Genomic DNA, 16,867 nt, shown 5'->3' with positions numbered 1-16,867 from the left:
GGATCCCCCATGCAAGCATCCCTTTTGGCGGCCGTCGTGACGGCGGCCTGCCTTCTTTCGGCCTGCGGATTTGTCCCGCCCGCCCCTCCGACACCTCCAGACTCCGGACGCATCCTCATAAACCATGCCGATCCGCGCACCGTTCTACCCGGTAAATCGCCGACCGTCCTGGCTTCGGCAGACATTCCCCCCATCCCCGTGCCGGAAGCGCCGCCCAAGCTCGAAAGCACTGCACCCGCCGCCAGCCCGCAGCTTCCGGCCGCGACTGATGCAACGCCTGGCGCCAGCAGCTCTGCGTCGGCGCCGACGCCGGTAGCGGCAAATGAGGCCACGGCGCTTACCACCGACGTGAACGCAAGTCCGCAACAAGTCACTCCGACAGCGGGCACCGTCGTGACGGTCGAAGTTGCTCCGACCGAGCCCGTTGCTGAACCGCAAGTCGTGGAGCCGCCTAAACAGATTTGGCGGGTCAGTCCGCAAGACGGCACGGTCCGCCAAGCGCTCGTGCGCTGGGCAGCTGATGCCAACTGGACCTTCGGGCCCGATCAGTGGGAACTGAATTTCGACATTCCGATACAGGCACCCGCCGAGTTTGAGGCGGACTCGTTCCAAGAGGCCACCCAGGCGCTATCGCAGGCGGTCGCCATGAGTGAATCGCCGATCCGCCCCTGCTTCTATGGCAACCGCGTGCTCCGCATGGTGCCCTTCACCCGCAGCTGCAACCGATCCCCCGCCACGCAATCCTAGCCGTGGCGTTGAACAGGAAATCCAATGATTGCTTACCGCACCGTACTGACGGCGGTCATGCTGGCAGCGCTTGCTGGCTGCTCGGCCCTGCAGGCCACCGACCGAATCGAATCCCGCGCCGCCCTCCGTCAAGCCGACAGCGCCATCGCGCTGGACCATTTCAAGCTCAAAGCCGGAGACATCGACCGGGCAAAGGGTCAAGTCGTGGAGCTCCCCTGGATCGCCGGCCGACCGCAGCCGTTGGCCCGCGAAGTCACCCTACCGCCGGCGCTCCGGGCAAACGTCAATACGACGCTGCTCTTTGAAAACAACTCCGCCGATCTCAAGACGCTGGCCGACCGGATCCAGATCGCCACCGGCATCCTGACGCAGGTCACTGCCGACGCCCTGCTCCCCCCCGAATACTTCTTGCCGCGCCTGGCGGGCGATCTCGGCGCGGTAAACCCGCTTAGCCTGAGCGCCAGCACGGCTGACACGCTCGTGCCGGCTCTCATCCCCGGCGCGGCAGTGGATCGTGTTGCGGGTCCCGCGCTGCCGACGGGCGTGGCGCGCACAAAGATGGCCCCACTGCCAGCTGGCCAGGCCCCGCTCGCCTCCGTGCTGGACGCCATCGCACTGCGCCTGGGCGTGTACTGGCGCTACGACGACAAGATCGGTGCGCTGCGCTTCTACCGGACGGAGACCAAGAGCTATGTGGTCCGCACGCCCACTCAGGCGGCCGAGGAAAACCTGCAGCGCGATATCAAGTCGACCAATTCGATGCTTGCAGACAGAACCACCGCGGGTGCGAAAGACGAAGCCCGCGAGCTGGCCGCAGTTGTCAGCAAGGTCACCCAGTTCCTCAGCCGCGCCGGCGTGATCAAAGCGGCGGACGGCGCGTCGAACACGATCGTGGTGACGGACACCAAGGAAGCTCAGGACAGAATCAGCGAATTCCTGGACGCCGAGAATCGTCAGATGACTCGTCGCGTGCGCCTGGTCTTCGAAGAAATCACGGTGCAGAGCGATCGGATCAACCAGGGGAGTGTGGACTGGAGCATCCTGTTCAACAGCCTCGGGCGCCAGAATACCGCGTCAGCAATTGGTGTCGCTCCGATGCTGGACGCGGCCAAGGCCGCTGGCAGCTTAGGAGCCACGGTGGGCAGCGGCCCGTTCGCAGGAACCAACCTTGCACTGTCAGCGCTCTCGCAATTGGGTTCGATCATCGACCACAAGAGCATCCCGCTCCTGATGCAAAACCGCCGCCCCGGCAAGTACGACACCCGCCGCTCCTTCGACTACATCAAGGACCTGCAGCAAACGCAAAGCACGTCGGACACCTCAGCCCCAACCGTCACGGTCACGCAGGACAACAAGACGGTCGGCACTTTCCTTACGGTTGTGCCGGACGCGCAGGACGACGGCCAAGTGCTCTTGACCATTGCCTACGACGACACCCGGCTCATCGAGATGAAAAAGGAGCCGGTCGGTGCGCGTGGTGATCAGTCATTTGTCCAGCAGACTGACATCGGTGGCCAGGGACGAGTGCAGCAGGTAATGGTGCGCCCCGGCGAGCAGGTCGTGATCGGCGGCTACCAACAATCGGCCGACACCTCTACCAGGCGGCGCCTGGATGACAAGGCTCCGATGCTCGCCGGCGGCTCTGACGCTTCGCAAGAGAAGCAGATGCTCACGGTCGTGCTGGTCACGGCCATACCCGAAGAAGGATTCTGACGTGGCACGACGTGAGAAGACCCCGCGGCGGCTGAGTTACCGGCTCGTCGCCATCCCCGGCACATCGAATCAGCTTGTCTTCGGAGTTCGATGGCAGACGGTCCTCGGCGAGGATCCGCAGAAAGAAGCGCTGCGGCTGGCACGCAAGGTGAAGGCCACGCACTTTGTCCACAGCGATGCCCGCAGCCCTTCCGTCGGGCTTCTCATCGCAAAAGGCAAGGAGCGTCGCGCAAAGACGCGCGCCAGCCTATTCTCGGCGGCCTCCGCGTTCGCACAGATGCACCGTCACGGCACCCACATCGTGGCGCTCAATCTGCCCGACAAATCCGTATGGATTGCCGTCGTTATTGCTGGTGTGGTCCAGGCAGGCGGAGACGCGGTCTTCGCAGATCTGCAGGCGGCACAGCGCGCGCTCGATGAGGCGCTGGCTCGCTACGGCGAGGCGCAGGTGCACGGGGACCACCGCACGCAGTCACGGCCGTTCTCCCTGCAACAGCTTGCCGCGCACACCAACCAGCAGTCGTCCCTGCGCCGAGCGGGCTTCAGTCTCGCGATGATCTCACCCTTCTGGTGGACCATCCTGGGGCTATTTCTGGTGTACGAGGCCTGGGACATCGGCATGAGCTACTGGGAGGAGCGGCAAGCACGAATTGCACAGGAGATGCTGGCCGCGCAGCCCGAAGTTGACCCAGCAACGTTGTGGAAAAAGGCAATCGCCGCGTGGGCAAAGACCGCGCGAACACTCGGCGATCCGGGGCTCACTCCGCTGCTGCAACAAGTGGAATCCGTGCCCACCGCGCCCGGCCGCTGGAAACTCGTCGAGGTGGACTGCCGGCCGCAAGTGCGCAGCTGCGTCGCGAAGTACCGGCGCACGCGGCTTGCAGACAATCGCACGCTGCACGCGGCCCTGCCACCCACCTGGAAGATTGAGCATGTCGATCTGGAGAGCGCGAACGCCTCCTGGACCGTCCCTGCGGGGTTGGCGGCTCAGCCGTTGCTGCTGGCGGAACTTCCCGACGCAAAGGCGATGCGGCAGGTTTGGGAGCCGTCCTGGCAGGCACTGCGCCCAGCGCTGCAGGACCTGTCTCTGTCTGCGCCGGGACAAGTGCCGATCTCGGTACCGAACGTCAAGCTTGCCAACGGGTTGGAACAACCCGTGATCCGGCCAAAGGAAATCAAGCTTCCGGCGACCCGAGCACTCGTCATCAACGCGCCGCTGCGCTCCCTGTACGGCCTGGCGCTTCCGCGCACCTCAGAGGTCACGCAATTGCAGATGCGCTATGCGCCGGAGACCACACCAGGGCTCACGACGAGCGCCTTCGTCACAACGCTCAAAGGAACCATCTATGTTGAATCGCCCTGAACGCAAGCGGCGAGGCTGGCTCGTATTTGCCACCGCCAGCGCAACCGTCGCCCTCGCCGTCCCTTTTTCGGTGTCGGCACAGAACGGGGTGGTCGGCGCCGGCGTCGACGTCGCCAGCCTGAGCCAGCCTGTTCCCCAAACGGTTCAAGAACTGCTGGAGCTCGACGCCCAGCGCGCCCTCGATGAGGAAAAGCGCAAAGCGCAATCCGCAAATGGCGGAAGCAATCAGCTTGCCGCTCCCGGCCCGTCTGCCGCCCAGGACGTCGGCCACAACTCCGAAGCCGCACCCGTCGTTGCCCCGCCCCGGCTTATCGCCATCATGGGCGTGGGCAAACAGTTGACCGTGACGGTCGACCAGGCCGGCCGCCGGGCGCATTACCGCGCAGGCCGCGCCGAGCCAATGGCCGGGGCCGACATCGGCCTCCGGCTGCAGGCCGTTTCGCAGCCTTGCGCAAGCTTCGTTGACCAGTCACAGGATGTGGTCACCTACTGCCTAAATCGGGGAACACCATGATCTCAAGCCTCATTCAGTTGGTGCGGCGGCTCAAGCGCACGGTTCATGTCAGCCTGCGCGAGCAAGAGGAGATGCCGGTCCTGGACATGCACGCGGCGACGCCTGCGATGGCCATCAGTGACACTCACCAGCACATCGATTCGTTCGCGGACATTGCCCAAATGAATCCCGCGTTCAGGACGCTCAAGGTAGATTGGTGTGGTTCGACATCGGCGGTCACCGCGTGCGTGGCCGAGCTCGAGGGACCTCGATATGTGGTGTTCGTCAAGCCGCGAGAAATCGACTCGGATATTTTCCGCGCTGTTGAGCATCGCGCCGTCGAAGCGGCAAAAGGGCCGGTTCAGATCTATACGATCAACCCCGTCATTCTGCTGACCCTTGTCAGAGAGCGGATGCAGGGCCAAGACGTGATCCAGCGAAGCTCCCGCATCCGCGGCCAGAACGAAAGATCTGCGGTGCGCCAAGGGTTCTACGACATCGTGTCCTGGGCGGTTCGCAATGAAGCGAGCGACCTACATTTGAATATCGACACAACGGCGGCGACATCGCGTATCAGCGCGACCATCGACGGCCAATACACCACGCCGAAGCAACTGGCAATGCCCACGCAGCAGCTTCTGGATATGGCCAGCGTCGCATGGCTGGATGTCAGTGGTGGCAACGGGCTCTTTCTCGACCTGGCCAACGAGCAACAGGGGCGACTGTATGAGGTAGTGGACGAGCGCAGCTACATGCTTCGCTGGGGCTCCTTTATTGCAGACAAGGGCCCATCCATCACGCTGCGCTTACTCGACGTGGACTCCAAAGTCCAAAAGGTTGACCTGGCCAGCCTAGGCTACCTCCCGTCGCATATTGCGCAGTTCGAACGTGCGATGCGGAGCATGGGCGGCGCCATCGTGGTGGGTGGAATACCGGGCTCTGGAAAGACGGTGCTCACAGCACAGCTCATCGTTCGCCTACCTCCAACACGGAAGATCATGTCGCTCGAGGACCCCGTGGAACTCTTCATTGACGCAGTGCTGCAGGCGAGCCTATCCCGGTCTCTCGACGGATCGGACCGCAGCACGATGAAAGCCAAGCTGATGGCGCTCAAGCGCTCTGCGGCCAGCGACATCTTTCTTGGCGAAATTCGGGATTTGCTTACGGGTGAGGCATTCCAAGACATTGTGAACTCTGGCAGCAATTTCTATGGCACGACCCACGTGGGGAGTGCGCTGGCCATACCGCAGCGCTTTTCCTCGGGCGAGATCGGTGTACCGCGCAGCATGCTTGGAACTCCCGGCGTGCTGAAGTTGCTCGCTCACCAGTCTTTGATGCCCAAGCTATGCAGCTGCGCCCTTCCGGCCGCGGCGCTCCTTGAAGGTGCTGAGGATCGCATGGGCGTCAAGCGAGATCGGGGAACTTGGCAGCAGTACTTGGCGGATATCGAAGCCCTTTACGACTTCGGCGCAGAACCGATCAGGATCAGAAATCCGCTCGGGTGCGAACACTGCCGCAAGAAGGGGATTCCCGAGCTCTTCGGCTACGCGGGACGCACGGCAGTGGCTGAGCTTTTCGAGCCCGCCAGCGACCCCGACGCCCTTCGCGCCATTACCAGCGGCGACGAGATCCGACTAAGAGAGATCTTCGCGAGCCAGCGCACCGCCCGGTACGACGACCCCGATATGCAGGGCAAGTCCACGATGGAATGCGCCGTCTACAAGATGAGCCAAGGCATGATTGACCCCAGGGACATTGAGCCCCACTTCACGGCGTACGCAACACTTCTACGCCAAAGGAAAAGGGGATGAAGATACCCTTCTACTTCACGCGGATCGGCCAGGCCGCCAGCAGTTTCGCGCGTGCCCGCGCGGACTGGTACGAGTACTTGGCGGACATGACGGAGGACACCCAGGGCCGCAGGACGTTCCTCAGCATTCTTGAGGCTGACGCGCAGCGGTACGGCAAAAGCGCTCGCGGTGTCCTGTCGGCTTACTGGGCGCACCGAATTGTCGAAACGGGCGAGCTTGGCAGGACGCTTCACCGGACGCTTCCCCCGCGCGAGGTAGCGGAATTCGTTTCGCTGCAAACCCAAGGGCAGGCGGTCTTCGCGGGCGGGCTGCGCGACATGGCCGCCGTCGTGCGCGTGACGGCCAAGCTTAGGTCAATCCTCGTCGGAACGTTGGCGGTGGCCGCCCTACTGCTGCTGCTGGTATGGGCCATGGTGATGGTCGCGGTCCCCTACCTCACCGCGCCTATGCTGCAAGACGCCATGCCAGACATACGGTTTGAGCTGCTCAGTCCATCCACGCAGGCGTTCTTCGACATGGCGCAGTGGATACGAGACAAGGGCGTTCGATTGTGGTTGGTATCGATTGCCCTCGGCGTTGCCGTCTATCTCTCGTTCCCCTATATGGACAACCCGCTGCGCCGTTGGCTCGACAAGTGGGGACCGTATCGGCTTTACCGGGACGTTCAAGCGATTGCGGTGGTGAGCACGGCGGCAACTGCCGTAAAGCCCCGCGCGGGCAAGGTCATGCAGATCCGTCAAGCGATAGAGCTGCAGTTACCCGGGGCTTCACGTTGGCTTAGCCGTCGGCTTCAGGCCATTCAGAATCGACTCGACGACGCAAAAAAGGGCGCAGCGATATTTGACGTTGGTCTGCTGGATCGCGAGATCTACTGGTATCTCGAAGACCTCACAAACACGCTTGGCCTGGACGCGGGCTTGCAGAAGACCCGCGCTCGCATGGAGACCACCATTCTCAAGCGCGTTGAAGACCGGGCAAAGGTCCTGCGATGGGTGGCGCTCATCTGCGCCGTCCTCGTCATGGCTGGCCTCTTCTTTTGGCATCAAAGCGTGATCATGGACATGCGCAACGCCTTGATGATCGACGCAATGTAGAAACTCGCCACCACGAAGGCTCGTGGTGAAAACTCATTCGAACAATCGGAATTCAGATGCAAAATCACAACATCGCTACCCGGCGTGCCATCCAGCGCGCTAAATCTGCGGACCTTCGCCGTCAAGGCGGTTGGACGCTGGTCGAGGTGGGCGTGGTCATCACCATCGTCATCATCCTTGCAATCGTTGGTTTTCCCTCTGTGAAGGGCTTCTTCATTCAAGGTAGGGTCCCTGCGGCGGCTGGCGAGCTGCAGCGGTTCATGTCCACCGTACGAATCATGAGCGAAGGTGACTCGGCTACGCCCTACTCGGAAATCGACAACGCGCAGAACCTGGCGCCGTCGCTGCGGGACTCCACCGTTTTCAAAGTGACCGGGAACACAGTTGCGCACCGCCTCGGCGGTACCGGCATAGGCTCGAACGGGACGATCACTATCGCCCCGGCCGCGCTGGGTGGTGGCGCGGTGGGAAGCGCGTTCTCCCTGACGGTGACGAACGTCAACCATCGTGCCTGCCCCGTTCTCGCCTCCACGTTGAACGGAATTTCCGAAATGATCAGCGTGAACGGCACGGTCACAAAGACCTTGGGTGCCAACGGTGAGTCGGGGACGTTCAACGCCGTCACCGCACAAAATCTTTGCGTCAATGGCGATAACAACACCTTCGTGTTCGCCACGCGCTGATTCCCCGGACTCCGTGAGGGCGTGCCATCCGCACGCCCGGACGGGCGCTCAACGGAGGCGAACAGATGCAGTTATTTCACTCACCGCTGTCCAACCGGACGCGCACGCAGGCAGGCTTCACTCTCGTCGAGGTAACTGTCGCCCTACTGCTCATCATGTTGTTGGCGGTATTCGCGGCGAAGGAAGTCAGACGCAAGGCAGACGAAGGCGCCGCTGAAGCGACCGGCCGTTACCTGATGCAAATCCGGGGCGCGGTGGTCGACCTGCAGCTCAAGCACGAGGCTTGGCTGCGCGGCGAAAACCTCGCTGGTCTGCCCGATGGCTCGTACCCGCCATTTCCAGCTCTAGCCTGGGCCAGCGTGGGAGGCGCCCAGGTGGCGAGGGGCGGGCTGTCCGACCTCACGGCGCTCGGGCTGCTGCCGGCGACCATCCCGCGATACCCGACCTTGGGAGACGTAGCGAGATTCATCCTTGTCCGACAGGGGGCCTGCCCAGGCGCTGATTGCCGTACCAGCGCCTTTGTCTATGTCTGCCACCCCATCAGCGCAGCGCGAAGCCTCCGGCAGAACTCCGAATGCACACCGCCCGCCGTCAACCGTAGCGTCTTCGACCAAGCCCTCCTGAGCAAGGTTGTCCTGGCCGCGGAAGGCTACGGTGGCCATGACGCCCGCGGGTCCGCAAATGTGCGCGGCCCACTGATGGATATTCCGCGTGCCTGGTTTGATTTCGGGACGCAGCCAGGACATGTAGTCATCGCTGCAAGCCTGGACGCCACCCCCTTCGGCCAGTTCGTGCGGCATGGAGAAACCCGCCCCGTCACGCTGCACAACACGCTGACCGTGGGTGAGACGATCCAGAGCAACAAGGGCCTGCTGCTGAACACGTCAGTTGCGCCTGGTGCGGCATGTTCAGTCGAGGGTCTTTACGCATCCACGTCCACCAAGATGCTGGCGGTTTGCACCGGCGGCGTCTGGTTCACGCCTTTCGGGCATGTGATCACAGGCGTCTACAGCAACCTGCCCAGCGATGCAGCGATCCCAGCTCTTTCCTGCCCGGCGGGCCAGACGCCGTGGCGGTATGCGTCTGTCCAATCCCTGGACGTCACCGTCACAGGTAGCGACGTTAATGTTGGTGGATCCGTCGGCGGCACCATCCAAGGCTCAGGATCCGTGAACGCAGCAGGTTCAGTCTCTGTCAACGGCACCTTTGCTGGCAGCTTTCAAAACTCCGGCTCCAGCTACGTGCGGGTAGGCCAGTCTGTGGCGATTTCCGGAGATCGCGTTGTCATCTCACCGGCAGGCGCGAACGCACGCGCCGCCGTCATCCAAGGCTGCAAGAACTAACCGCAGCCGCCCACTAAATGCGCCCCAACCAGGCGCAAGCCATCAACTTCGAGGTAAGCATGAATTTCCGCACTCTCAAGTGCTGGGGCAGGCGTACGCTCGCCCTGGCCGCGCTGCTGGTGTCGACACAGGTTGCGGCCGCAGCCGATCCGAACGCCAAGCAGGCCGACGTCCAGCTCAAGACCGATCTCACCCACATGAACATTCAGGTCAGTCAGGGAGCCCCCCTGCCGCCCGGTGGTTGCATCGCGGGCTACGCCTGGCATACAACCTACGGCGGCTGCCGGCGAGCTGAATCTCAACCTGAGGCTGGGGCCTGCCCGGCGGGCTACACGGGCAGCCGCACCCGGTACCGCACCGCGTACATCCTGCAGGCCAATCCCTATGACGTGGCGTACGAAGCTTGGGGCCCCTGGCAAGAGAGTTGCACGGCGCCGCGCGCCGGCGGCGTCGTGGACACCGTGATCGCCAAGGTTCGGGGCAATGAAACGGGCGAATACTGGCCCAACTCGCTCACGGGCAACATTGCCGCACAGATGCAGGTCAACTACGGGACCATGTTCGGCGTGACCATCTTCCGCCCGCGCGCGGAACTGAACTGCATTCATGCGTCGGGAACGACAAGCGGCGATACGTCCCGCAGTTGGACTGGCCAACTGCTTGGGCCGGGCGCATCTGTCAACAAGGCTGCTTCGGGCTATTGCCAGCTATCAAACGGCAACAGAACAGCCACGCTTTTTGGCAGTTGCGACAGCACTTCCGGAGGCGACAGCGATTTCTGCCAAAGCGCCACTCGCGTTGTCAACATCACATTTGTCAACGGCTGCACCGTCAACACCGAAACACGCGATGGCAACAAAGTCATCGACGTCGGTAGCTACGACATCTGCCACTGATCTGAGGAGATCATCATGCATATCCTGCGGCGCCTGCTGGCGCTCCTTGTCATGGGCGTGTCGTATGCGACGGCCCTTGGAACAGCCATCGCTGCGGACGAACTCACGGGCGACACGCGCCTCGCGTGCGAAGCGATTCTGTGCCTCTCCAGTGGCTCGCGTCCCGGCGAATGCGCACCATCCCTTTCTCACTACTTCGGAATTCAGAAGAAGAAACTTTCGGACACCTTGAATGCCCGACGAGACTTCCTATCGCTGTGCCCGGCGTCGGGGGACTCTAAAGAGATGAGCGACCTCGTTCGCGCAATTTCGCAAGGCGCCGGGCGCTGCGATGCCGTCTCTTTGAACTCTGGCCTGGGCGTCTGGCGGGGAACTACCGACCACGGCTACCCGATCATCAGCAACAAGCGCCCGGGCTATTGCAACGCATACAGCTCGCACGAGTACACCGCGTTCGACGACGACCTGCCTCGGTATGTGGGAACCCCGGAAGAACGCGGCTACTGGGTCGAAGCGAAGGACTATGACCGAGAGCTTGCCAAGTACGAGAAGGAGCTCGCCGAACGCAAAGAGCGTGAGCAGAACGGCCAAGGGGCCGGCTTCGGCATGGTCGGGAACTGACCATGGACTTTCCCACCCTTGCCAGGCAGTGCGCGCCTGACGTGCACATCAGTACGCTAAGCGCGGTGGTTCGGCATGAGTCGGGCTTTAATCCCCTGGCTATCGGAGTCAACGCTAAGCCGCATCGCAGCATCCGCCCTAAGTCCAAGGAGGAGGCAGTCCAGGTGGTGCGTGATCTCATCGCGGAGGGTGTCGACTTCGACGTCGGCTACGGCCAGATCAATGTGCGCAACTGGAAGTGGCTTGGCGTGACGCCCGAGTCGATTTTTGATCCGTGCGTCAACCTAGCCTCCGCGCAGCGGGTGCTGGTCGACTGCTACAAGCGAGCGGCGAAGCTGCACGGAGCGGGACAGAACGCGCTGTATGCAGCATTCAGCTGCTACAACACCGGCAATCTGACCTCGGGTTTCAGGAATGGGTATGTCGGCAAGGTTATTGCCGGCGCAGGCCTGGCGGTCCCGGCTATCGTGAAAGAGGGAGCGGCATCCGCCAATCCCGATCACAAGACCCGCAGCGCGCCGCCTCCCAAGCCGTCTAAGCCTGATGCCTTTCAGAAGCCTCGCAACGACGCCTTCGTCGCACCCCGCAAAGACGCATTCGAGCCACGGCCGGATGCAGTATTCGGCAGGCCCGTCCCCACGACCGCCTCGCGCCTCCCGACGCAATAGTCGCGTACCTCTCACCGATGTTTAGCCGCTAAACACCGGCCCTCAATTCTCATCTACCTAAACGAAGGACGCCCCGCTCATCGCCGGGTGGCGTCACCCCTTGGAGTTTCACATGTTCGTCGCTTCCAAATCGTCCCACATCGCCACGCAGTCCACGGCCTGGCGCACGTTCTACGCGCTGGCGTATGCCACCCTCGCTGTGCTCCTCCTGCTGCAACCTGAGCTTGCTATGGCGCAGTTCGAGAAGGCCACCACTACCGTGCAGAAGATCAAAGATTGGCTGTGGCTCATCATTCCTGTCATTGGTCTTGTTTCCGCCGGCATCATCGGCATCCTTTACTCGTTCGATGTGATCCGCAAGGAGACCGCCTATCAGTGGGCAGTGGGTATCGTCTTCTCCGGTGCCATCGCTGGCGGCATCATCAAGCTGGTCTTCGGTTGATGGCCACCTCGCCCAAGCAAAAGGCCAAAGCCCCCGCTGCAGCCGCCCCAGTCGCAGTGGGGTCAGAAGTGCCACCCAACCGCTTTCCCCTCTTCAAGGGCGCGACCCGTGCGGCAACCGTTCCCGGAGGCGTCCCGACGCGGGCGTTTGCCGGACTGGTCTTTCTGACTGTGACTGTCGCCATGTTCACGCTGTGGGGCTGGCTGCTCTTTCCCGTCCTCTACCCGGTGATGGCGATTCTGAGCCGCAATGATGATCGCGCCTTCTGGATCTGGGAGCTTTGGGTCAAAACCAAATTCTTGGCCAAGAACAAGCGATATTGGGGCGCGATCTCCCTCACGCCAACACCCTATAGCCGGCGGCGCCCCTGGGCTCGCTGGCTCGGAGTTCACGACCGATGACACAACAATCCATCGTGACGCTGCCGGCGTATGAACCGCCAGTCGGCACATTTGTCCCCTACTCCCATCACGTCACCCCGACCATCATTGCAACCCGCGACTGGGAATACCTCTCGGTATGGCGTATCGATGGGCGCACGTTCCAAGGTTACAGCGATGAAGAGCACTACCGCTGGGTCGAGGAACTGAACAACGTGTTCCGGGGGTTCCCAACCGGATTTGGAATCTGGTCGCACCTGTTGCGGCGCCGGGTCTTCGAGTACCCCGAAAGCGAATATCCAGATCCGTTCTCTCGCGATCACGACGCCGCGTATCGCAGGGTCTTCGCCGGCAAGCCCCCGATGATCAACGAGATGTACCTGACCGTGATCATGCGGGCTCAGATCGATCCCGCACTGCGTTTGCTCTCCAACTTCGAAAAGCGCACTGCGCGTTCGGCGCTTGCGTGGCAGAACCAGGCTATCGAGCAGCTGGATGACGTCAACCGCAAGCTCCGTGGATCGCTCAAGCGCTATTCACCCGAATTGCTATCCATCGTCGAACGAGAGTCGCCGCACGACACGGGCGCAGAGGACGCACCACGCCGAAAGTCGCGGTTCTCGGAGCCCGCAGAGTTCCTCGGCTTCTTGCTCAACGGCAAGATGCAGCCCGTGCCGCTGGTGAACGCGCGCCTATACAACTATTTGCCCACCAGCCGCCAATTCTTTTCCACGCACGGCGAACTCGGAGAGATGCGGGGGCCCGATTGGACGCGCCGCTACGTGATGCTGGAGCTGCGGGAGTACTCCAACAACACCAAGGCCGGGCACCTGAACTGCCTGCTCAACCAGCCGCACGAGTTTGTGCTGTCGCAGTCCTTTGGGGCGATGTCAAAGCCCGATGGGTTGAAGGCATTGTCGCGCCAGATCAAGTGGTTGGAAGATTCGGGCGACTACTCGTCGTCACAGATCGCGGACCTGCACCGGGCGCGTGATGAGCTCGCCGCTGGCCGCTTCGTCATGGGCGACCACCACGCCACCATCCAGGTGTTCGGCGAAGACAGCGAGCAGGCCCTTCGGGCGGCCGCGAGCATCAGCGGCGCGTTGGCTGACGAAGAGATCATTGGCCGACTGTGCGACCGCTCCTCCATGGCGGCGTGGGCAGCACAGTTCCCGGGGAACTGGAAATGGCGACCGCGCCCGGCACCGATTACCTCGCTGAACTTCCTGAGCTTCTCTTCGATGCACAACTACCTCTTCGGAAAGCCGTCGGGCAATCCCTGGGGGCCTGCGGTCACGATGCTCAAGACGACAGGCGGCACGCCTTATTACTTGAACTTTCATGCTTCGCTGGAGGACGTCGACGAGACCGGCAAGCGCCGGCTCGGCAACACGTCCATCATCGGGCAGTCTGGCGCCGGCAAGACAGTCCTGTTGGGACATCTGATCACGCAGGCGCGCAAGTTCAACTACACGGGCATCGTCTTCGACAAGGATCGCGGAATGCAGGTGACCGTCATGGCAATGGGCGGCAAGTATTTTCCGCTGCGCCTGGGCGTCAACACCGGCTGGAACTACCTGCAGCTGCCGGTCACCGCTTCGAACGTCGCGTTTATGGTCACCATGACCAAGCTGCTGGGAGGTAACGGGGAAGAAGCCCCCAATGCCTCCGAACAGAAGCAGATCGCCATGGCCGTCAACCAGCTTGTGGACCACATCGACCTGGAGGACCGGTGCTTGTCCAACTTGATCAATTTTCTCCCGGCTGCGCCTGCGCCTGAAGGTCAATTGAGTCTGAAAGAGCGCCTCAAACGCTGGTGCGCGGGAGGCGAGTACGGCTGGTTGTTCGACAACCCCAACGACGAGCTGAACCTAGCCGCCAATAACCTCTTTGGCTTCGACTTGACGGAGTATTTGGATGAAGGGCCGGTGCGGGATGCGGCGATCACTTACTTGCTGTACCGCACAGACCAGATGATGGACGGCAGGCGGATTGCCCTTTTCTTTGACGAGGTCCAGCACCCGCTAAAAGTGCCGTACTTCCAGGCGTCGATGCAGGACGCCAGCCGTACGGTCCGTAAGAAAAACGGCGTCCTCGTCTTCGCGACGCAGGAGCCGGCCGCAATCCTGGAGAACCCCGTCGGCCGTTCGCTCATTCAGCAGTCCGCGACAGCCATGTTTCTCGAGAATCCCAAGGCCACTGCCGAGGACTACGTCGAGGGATTCAAGCTGTCTCCGGCTGTCTTCAAGATGGTCAAGGATCTGCCACCGTTCAGTCGCCAGTTCGTCGTCAAGCAGAACGAGTCTGCCGTCACGGCCGAACTCGACCTTTCATCGTGTCCCGAAGCACTGCTGGTGTTTTCCGGTTCGGAAGATCTGGCCGAAATTGCCGAGGCGGCCGTCGCCAAACACGGTGACGACCCCGCGGTCTGGCTGCCCCATTACCTCAAGTCCGCCAAAGAGGCGACAAGGAGCTGAAACATGTCCAAGACGACCAACCTTCACCGCCGCCTTAGCCACCGCTGGCGTGCGCGGTTTACCGCGTTCCTGTCCGCAGTACTGCTTTCAAACGCAATGGCGCCCGTTCATGCAAGCGGCATCCCCGTGGTTGATGGAGCCAGCATCGCCGACCGGGCGATCAAGCATGTCGAGACGCTGGCTAAGTATGCCGAGCAAATCGAGGTCCTCAAGGGCCAGCTTGAAAACCAAAAGCGCCAACTCGAATCCCTCACGGGCACCCGGAACCTGGGGGACATTCTGAACAACCCGGCGATTCGCGATGCGCTGCCGGCGGACGCACGTGAGATTCTTCGCGCCTCAAACGGCGGGGTGGGCGGAATCTCGGACGTGGTGGAGCGCATCGAGCGCGAAGAACGGTTGACCGGCAACTACGAACAGGACAAGAAGAACTTGGATGCCCGGGCCGAAAAGCTTGCGGTTCGCAGCCAGGCCATGATGGAGCAGACACAAAAGGCGATGACGGCCCGCGTCAAGCAGGTGGACCAGCTGCAGGCCAAGATCAATCAGACCCAGGATCCGAAGGCGATCGCTGATCTGCAGGCCCGACTGCTGGTCGAGCAGGCAAACATCCAAGCAGACCAAACGCGGGCGGACACGTTGACGCGCCAGATCGATGCCGAGCAAGCTTTGATGGAACAGCAAGCGCAGAAGCTTGCAGACAGTTCCTTCAGCCTCAGCGCAATTCGCGCGCCGCTTCCGGGAGCGAGATAATGGCCACCACCGGGGTTAGTCTGGTCAGTCTCGGTGGAATCGCGAACTGGATCGACCAGTCGGTGACCACGATGCTGACGAAAGTCATCACGCCGATGGTCGCCTCCGTCACCCTCAAGCTATTGCCGTTCGTTTCCATCTGCCTGTCCGTCGCGCTCGTCTGGTATGGGTGGCTCATCTGCTCCGGGGCCATTCAAACCCCGGTTCTCCATGCGTGTCGGCGTGTCTTTAATATTGCGATCATCGTGAGCATCGCCAGCGCAAACGGGCTGTATCAAAAGCAGATTGTCGGTGTCATGCTGGACCTGCCTACTTCCGTGGCTCAGCTTTTCACCGGCACCGTCAAAACTCCATCTGAAATGATGGACGACGCTGCAAACAACGGCGCGGAAATTGGAACCAGGCTGCAGGAACGCGCGCCCGGTGGGATCAAGAAGATCGCTCAAGCGTTCGTCTTTGTCGTCGTCTCGGTCATCATCACCATCATCTCCGCCGTTATGAGCGCGATTGGGATGTTGGTTTTGATCACCGTCAAGGTGGGGATGGGCCTTGTAGTGGTTTTAGGGCCTCTATGTATATTGGCACTTCTATTCGAACCAACGAAGCATTTTTTTAGCAACTGGCTGGCGCAGGCCGTCTATTACGCGATATATGCGGGCCTTTTTATGGTCGTTTTCATGTTCATCATGGGGATGTTCGGACAACTCCAGCAAGGGTTAATCGATCTATCGAAAGCGGACCAGATCAATATATTTTCCATGCTGACCGCAATCGTGTTTTTTATGATGTGCTCGAAATTTATGTTGGAGCAGGTGTCTGTCGTGGCCACGAAAGTGACGGGCGGCGGCAATGGGGGAGGAATCTCTGTTCCCTTCATCGGCAAGATTGGCTAAGATAGACTGACACGCCATGCCTTCTACCAATTATTAGAACGAGGATCTAGATGGACCCCCTCAAACCGCTTGGCAAAGCTCTTACTCAGAACCCGCTGATAGGTCGAGATGTCCCTTTGTCGGCAACGAGCTCCGTTCCCTCGGAGCAACCGATATCGGCCTTCCAATGGATGAGTCTCGTCAAAGCGACCTGGACCTGGATCCTCCGTCCGCTCTGGTATCTGTGCTTCAAGTGGCCATCTCAATTATTCCTACTTGGGATGTCAACTCCGAGTTCGAAGAGCGAATGGGACTGGCGTAAAGAGCATCTCCTCGAACAGGGTAGACGATCTTCTGAAGCCATGACCCGCAATATGCGGCAATAGCGTCGTCACCCACAGGTCGTTCCGCCCGGCGGATCCCTGGTTTCCCCAAGGCACAGCAATCGCTGTGCCTTTCTATTTGCGCTGCGCGTTAGGCAGCCGTCTCTGATTTAAATCCCCTCATCTCT

General features: G+C 61.4%; 16 protein-coding genes. All 16 read left to right on the top strand.

Going from position 1 to position 16,867, the window contains the following annotated elements:
* The first annotated feature begins 9 nt into the window (after nt 1–9).
* The 16 genes from ASE30_RS28735 (at nt 10) to ASE30_RS25985 (ending at nt 16,377) form a co-directional block, all read left to right on the top strand.
* Entirely contained in the window at nt 10–747 is a 738-nt protein-coding gene (locus tag ASE30_RS28735) for a toxin co-regulated pilus biosynthesis Q family protein (protein ID WP_082601745.1), read from the top strand.
* Nucleotides 748–771: 24 nt separating this feature from the next.
* Nucleotides 772–2,460, top strand: a complete 1,689-nt coding sequence (locus tag ASE30_RS26055) for a type II secretion system protein GspD (RefSeq protein WP_057287177.1) — start codon at nt 772–774, stop codon at nt 2,458–2,460.
* A 1-nt stretch (nt 2,461) separates the two neighbouring features.
* Entirely contained in the window at nt 2,462–3,823 is a 1,362-nt protein-coding gene (gene pilO2, locus ASE30_RS26050) for a type 4b pilus protein PilO2 (RefSeq protein WP_057287176.1), read from the top strand.
* Nucleotides 3,807–4,337 carry a hypothetical protein gene (locus ASE30_RS26045; protein ID WP_057287175.1) on the top strand — a complete coding sequence of 177 codons (531 nt, stop codon included), beginning with the start codon at nt 3,807–3,809 and terminating at the stop codon, nt 4,335–4,337. Before pilO2 ends, ASE30_RS26045 begins: the two co-directional genes overlap by 17 nt.
* Complete coding sequence (locus tag ASE30_RS26040; RefSeq protein WP_057287174.1) at nt 4,334–6,127, top strand: ATPase, T2SS/T4P/T4SS family; 1,794 nt, start codon at nt 4,334–4,336, stop codon at nt 6,125–6,127. Before ASE30_RS26045 ends, ASE30_RS26040 begins: the two co-directional genes overlap by 4 nt.
* Nucleotides 6,124–7,221 (top strand): hypothetical protein, encoded by a 1,098-nt coding sequence (locus tag ASE30_RS26035; RefSeq protein ID WP_057287173.1) that lies wholly within the window; start codon nt 6,124–6,126, stop codon nt 7,219–7,221. Before ASE30_RS26040 ends, ASE30_RS26035 begins: the two co-directional genes overlap by 4 nt.
* 56 nt (nt 7,222–7,277) lie before the next feature.
* Nucleotides 7,278–7,904 carry a type 4 pilus major pilin gene (locus tag ASE30_RS26030; RefSeq protein WP_057287172.1) on the top strand — a complete coding sequence of 209 codons (627 nt, stop codon included), beginning with the start codon at nt 7,278–7,280 and terminating at the stop codon, nt 7,902–7,904.
* A gap of 65 nt (nt 7,905–7,969) precedes the next feature.
* Nucleotides 7,970–9,247: a type II secretion system protein gene (locus tag ASE30_RS26025; protein ID WP_057287171.1), complete on the top strand. Its 1,278-nt coding sequence runs from the start codon at nt 7,970–7,972 to the stop codon at nt 9,245–9,247.
* Between the two features lie 17 nt (nt 9,248–9,264).
* Entirely contained in the window at nt 9,265–10,143 is an 879-nt protein-coding gene (locus tag ASE30_RS26020; protein WP_057287170.1) for a hypothetical protein, read from the top strand.
* A gap of 15 nt (nt 10,144–10,158) precedes the next feature.
* Nucleotides 10,159–10,764, top strand: coding sequence for a TrbM/KikA/MpfK family conjugal transfer protein (locus ASE30_RS26015; RefSeq protein ID WP_156407777.1), 606 nt, complete (start codon nt 10,159–10,161; stop codon nt 10,762–10,764).
* Between the two features lie 2 nt (nt 10,765–10,766).
* Complete coding sequence (locus tag ASE30_RS26010; RefSeq protein WP_057287169.1) at nt 10,767–11,432, top strand: lytic transglycosylase domain-containing protein; 666 nt, start codon at nt 10,767–10,769, stop codon at nt 11,430–11,432.
* A gap of 112 nt (nt 11,433–11,544) precedes the next feature.
* A complete protein-coding gene (locus ASE30_RS26005) occupies nt 11,545–11,874 on the top strand; it encodes a TrbC/VirB2 family protein (protein ID WP_057287168.1) in 330 nt (109 codons plus the stop codon).
* A complete protein-coding gene (locus ASE30_RS26000) occupies nt 11,874–12,275 on the top strand; it encodes a type IV secretion system protein VirB3 (protein ID WP_057287167.1) in 402 nt (133 codons plus the stop codon). Before ASE30_RS26005 ends, ASE30_RS26000 begins: the two co-directional genes overlap by 1 nt.
* A complete protein-coding gene (locus tag ASE30_RS25995) occupies nt 12,272–14,731 on the top strand; it encodes a VirB4 family type IV secretion/conjugal transfer ATPase (protein ID WP_057287166.1) in 2,460 nt (819 codons plus the stop codon). The genes ASE30_RS26000 and ASE30_RS25995 overlap by 4 nt, the downstream gene beginning before the upstream one ends.
* Before the next feature lie 3 nt (nt 14,732–14,734).
* Nucleotides 14,735–15,484 (top strand): P-type DNA transfer protein VirB5, encoded by a 750-nt coding sequence (gene virB5, locus ASE30_RS25990; RefSeq protein ID WP_082601744.1) that lies wholly within the window; start codon nt 14,735–14,737, stop codon nt 15,482–15,484.
* Entirely contained in the window at nt 15,484–16,377 is an 894-nt protein-coding gene (locus tag ASE30_RS25985) for a type IV secretion system protein (RefSeq protein WP_057287164.1), read from the top strand. Before virB5 ends, ASE30_RS25985 begins: the two co-directional genes overlap by 1 nt.
* The last annotated feature ends 490 nt before the right edge of the window (nt 16,378–16,867 follow it).

Source organism: Achromobacter sp. Root83 (assembly GCF_001428845.1).
In the GTDB taxonomy this organism is placed as follows: Bacteria; Pseudomonadota; Gammaproteobacteria; order Burkholderiales; family Burkholderiaceae_B; genus Achromobacter.
Note: the sequence above shows the minus strand (reverse complement) of the source record. Positions and strands in the feature narration are given on the sequence as shown.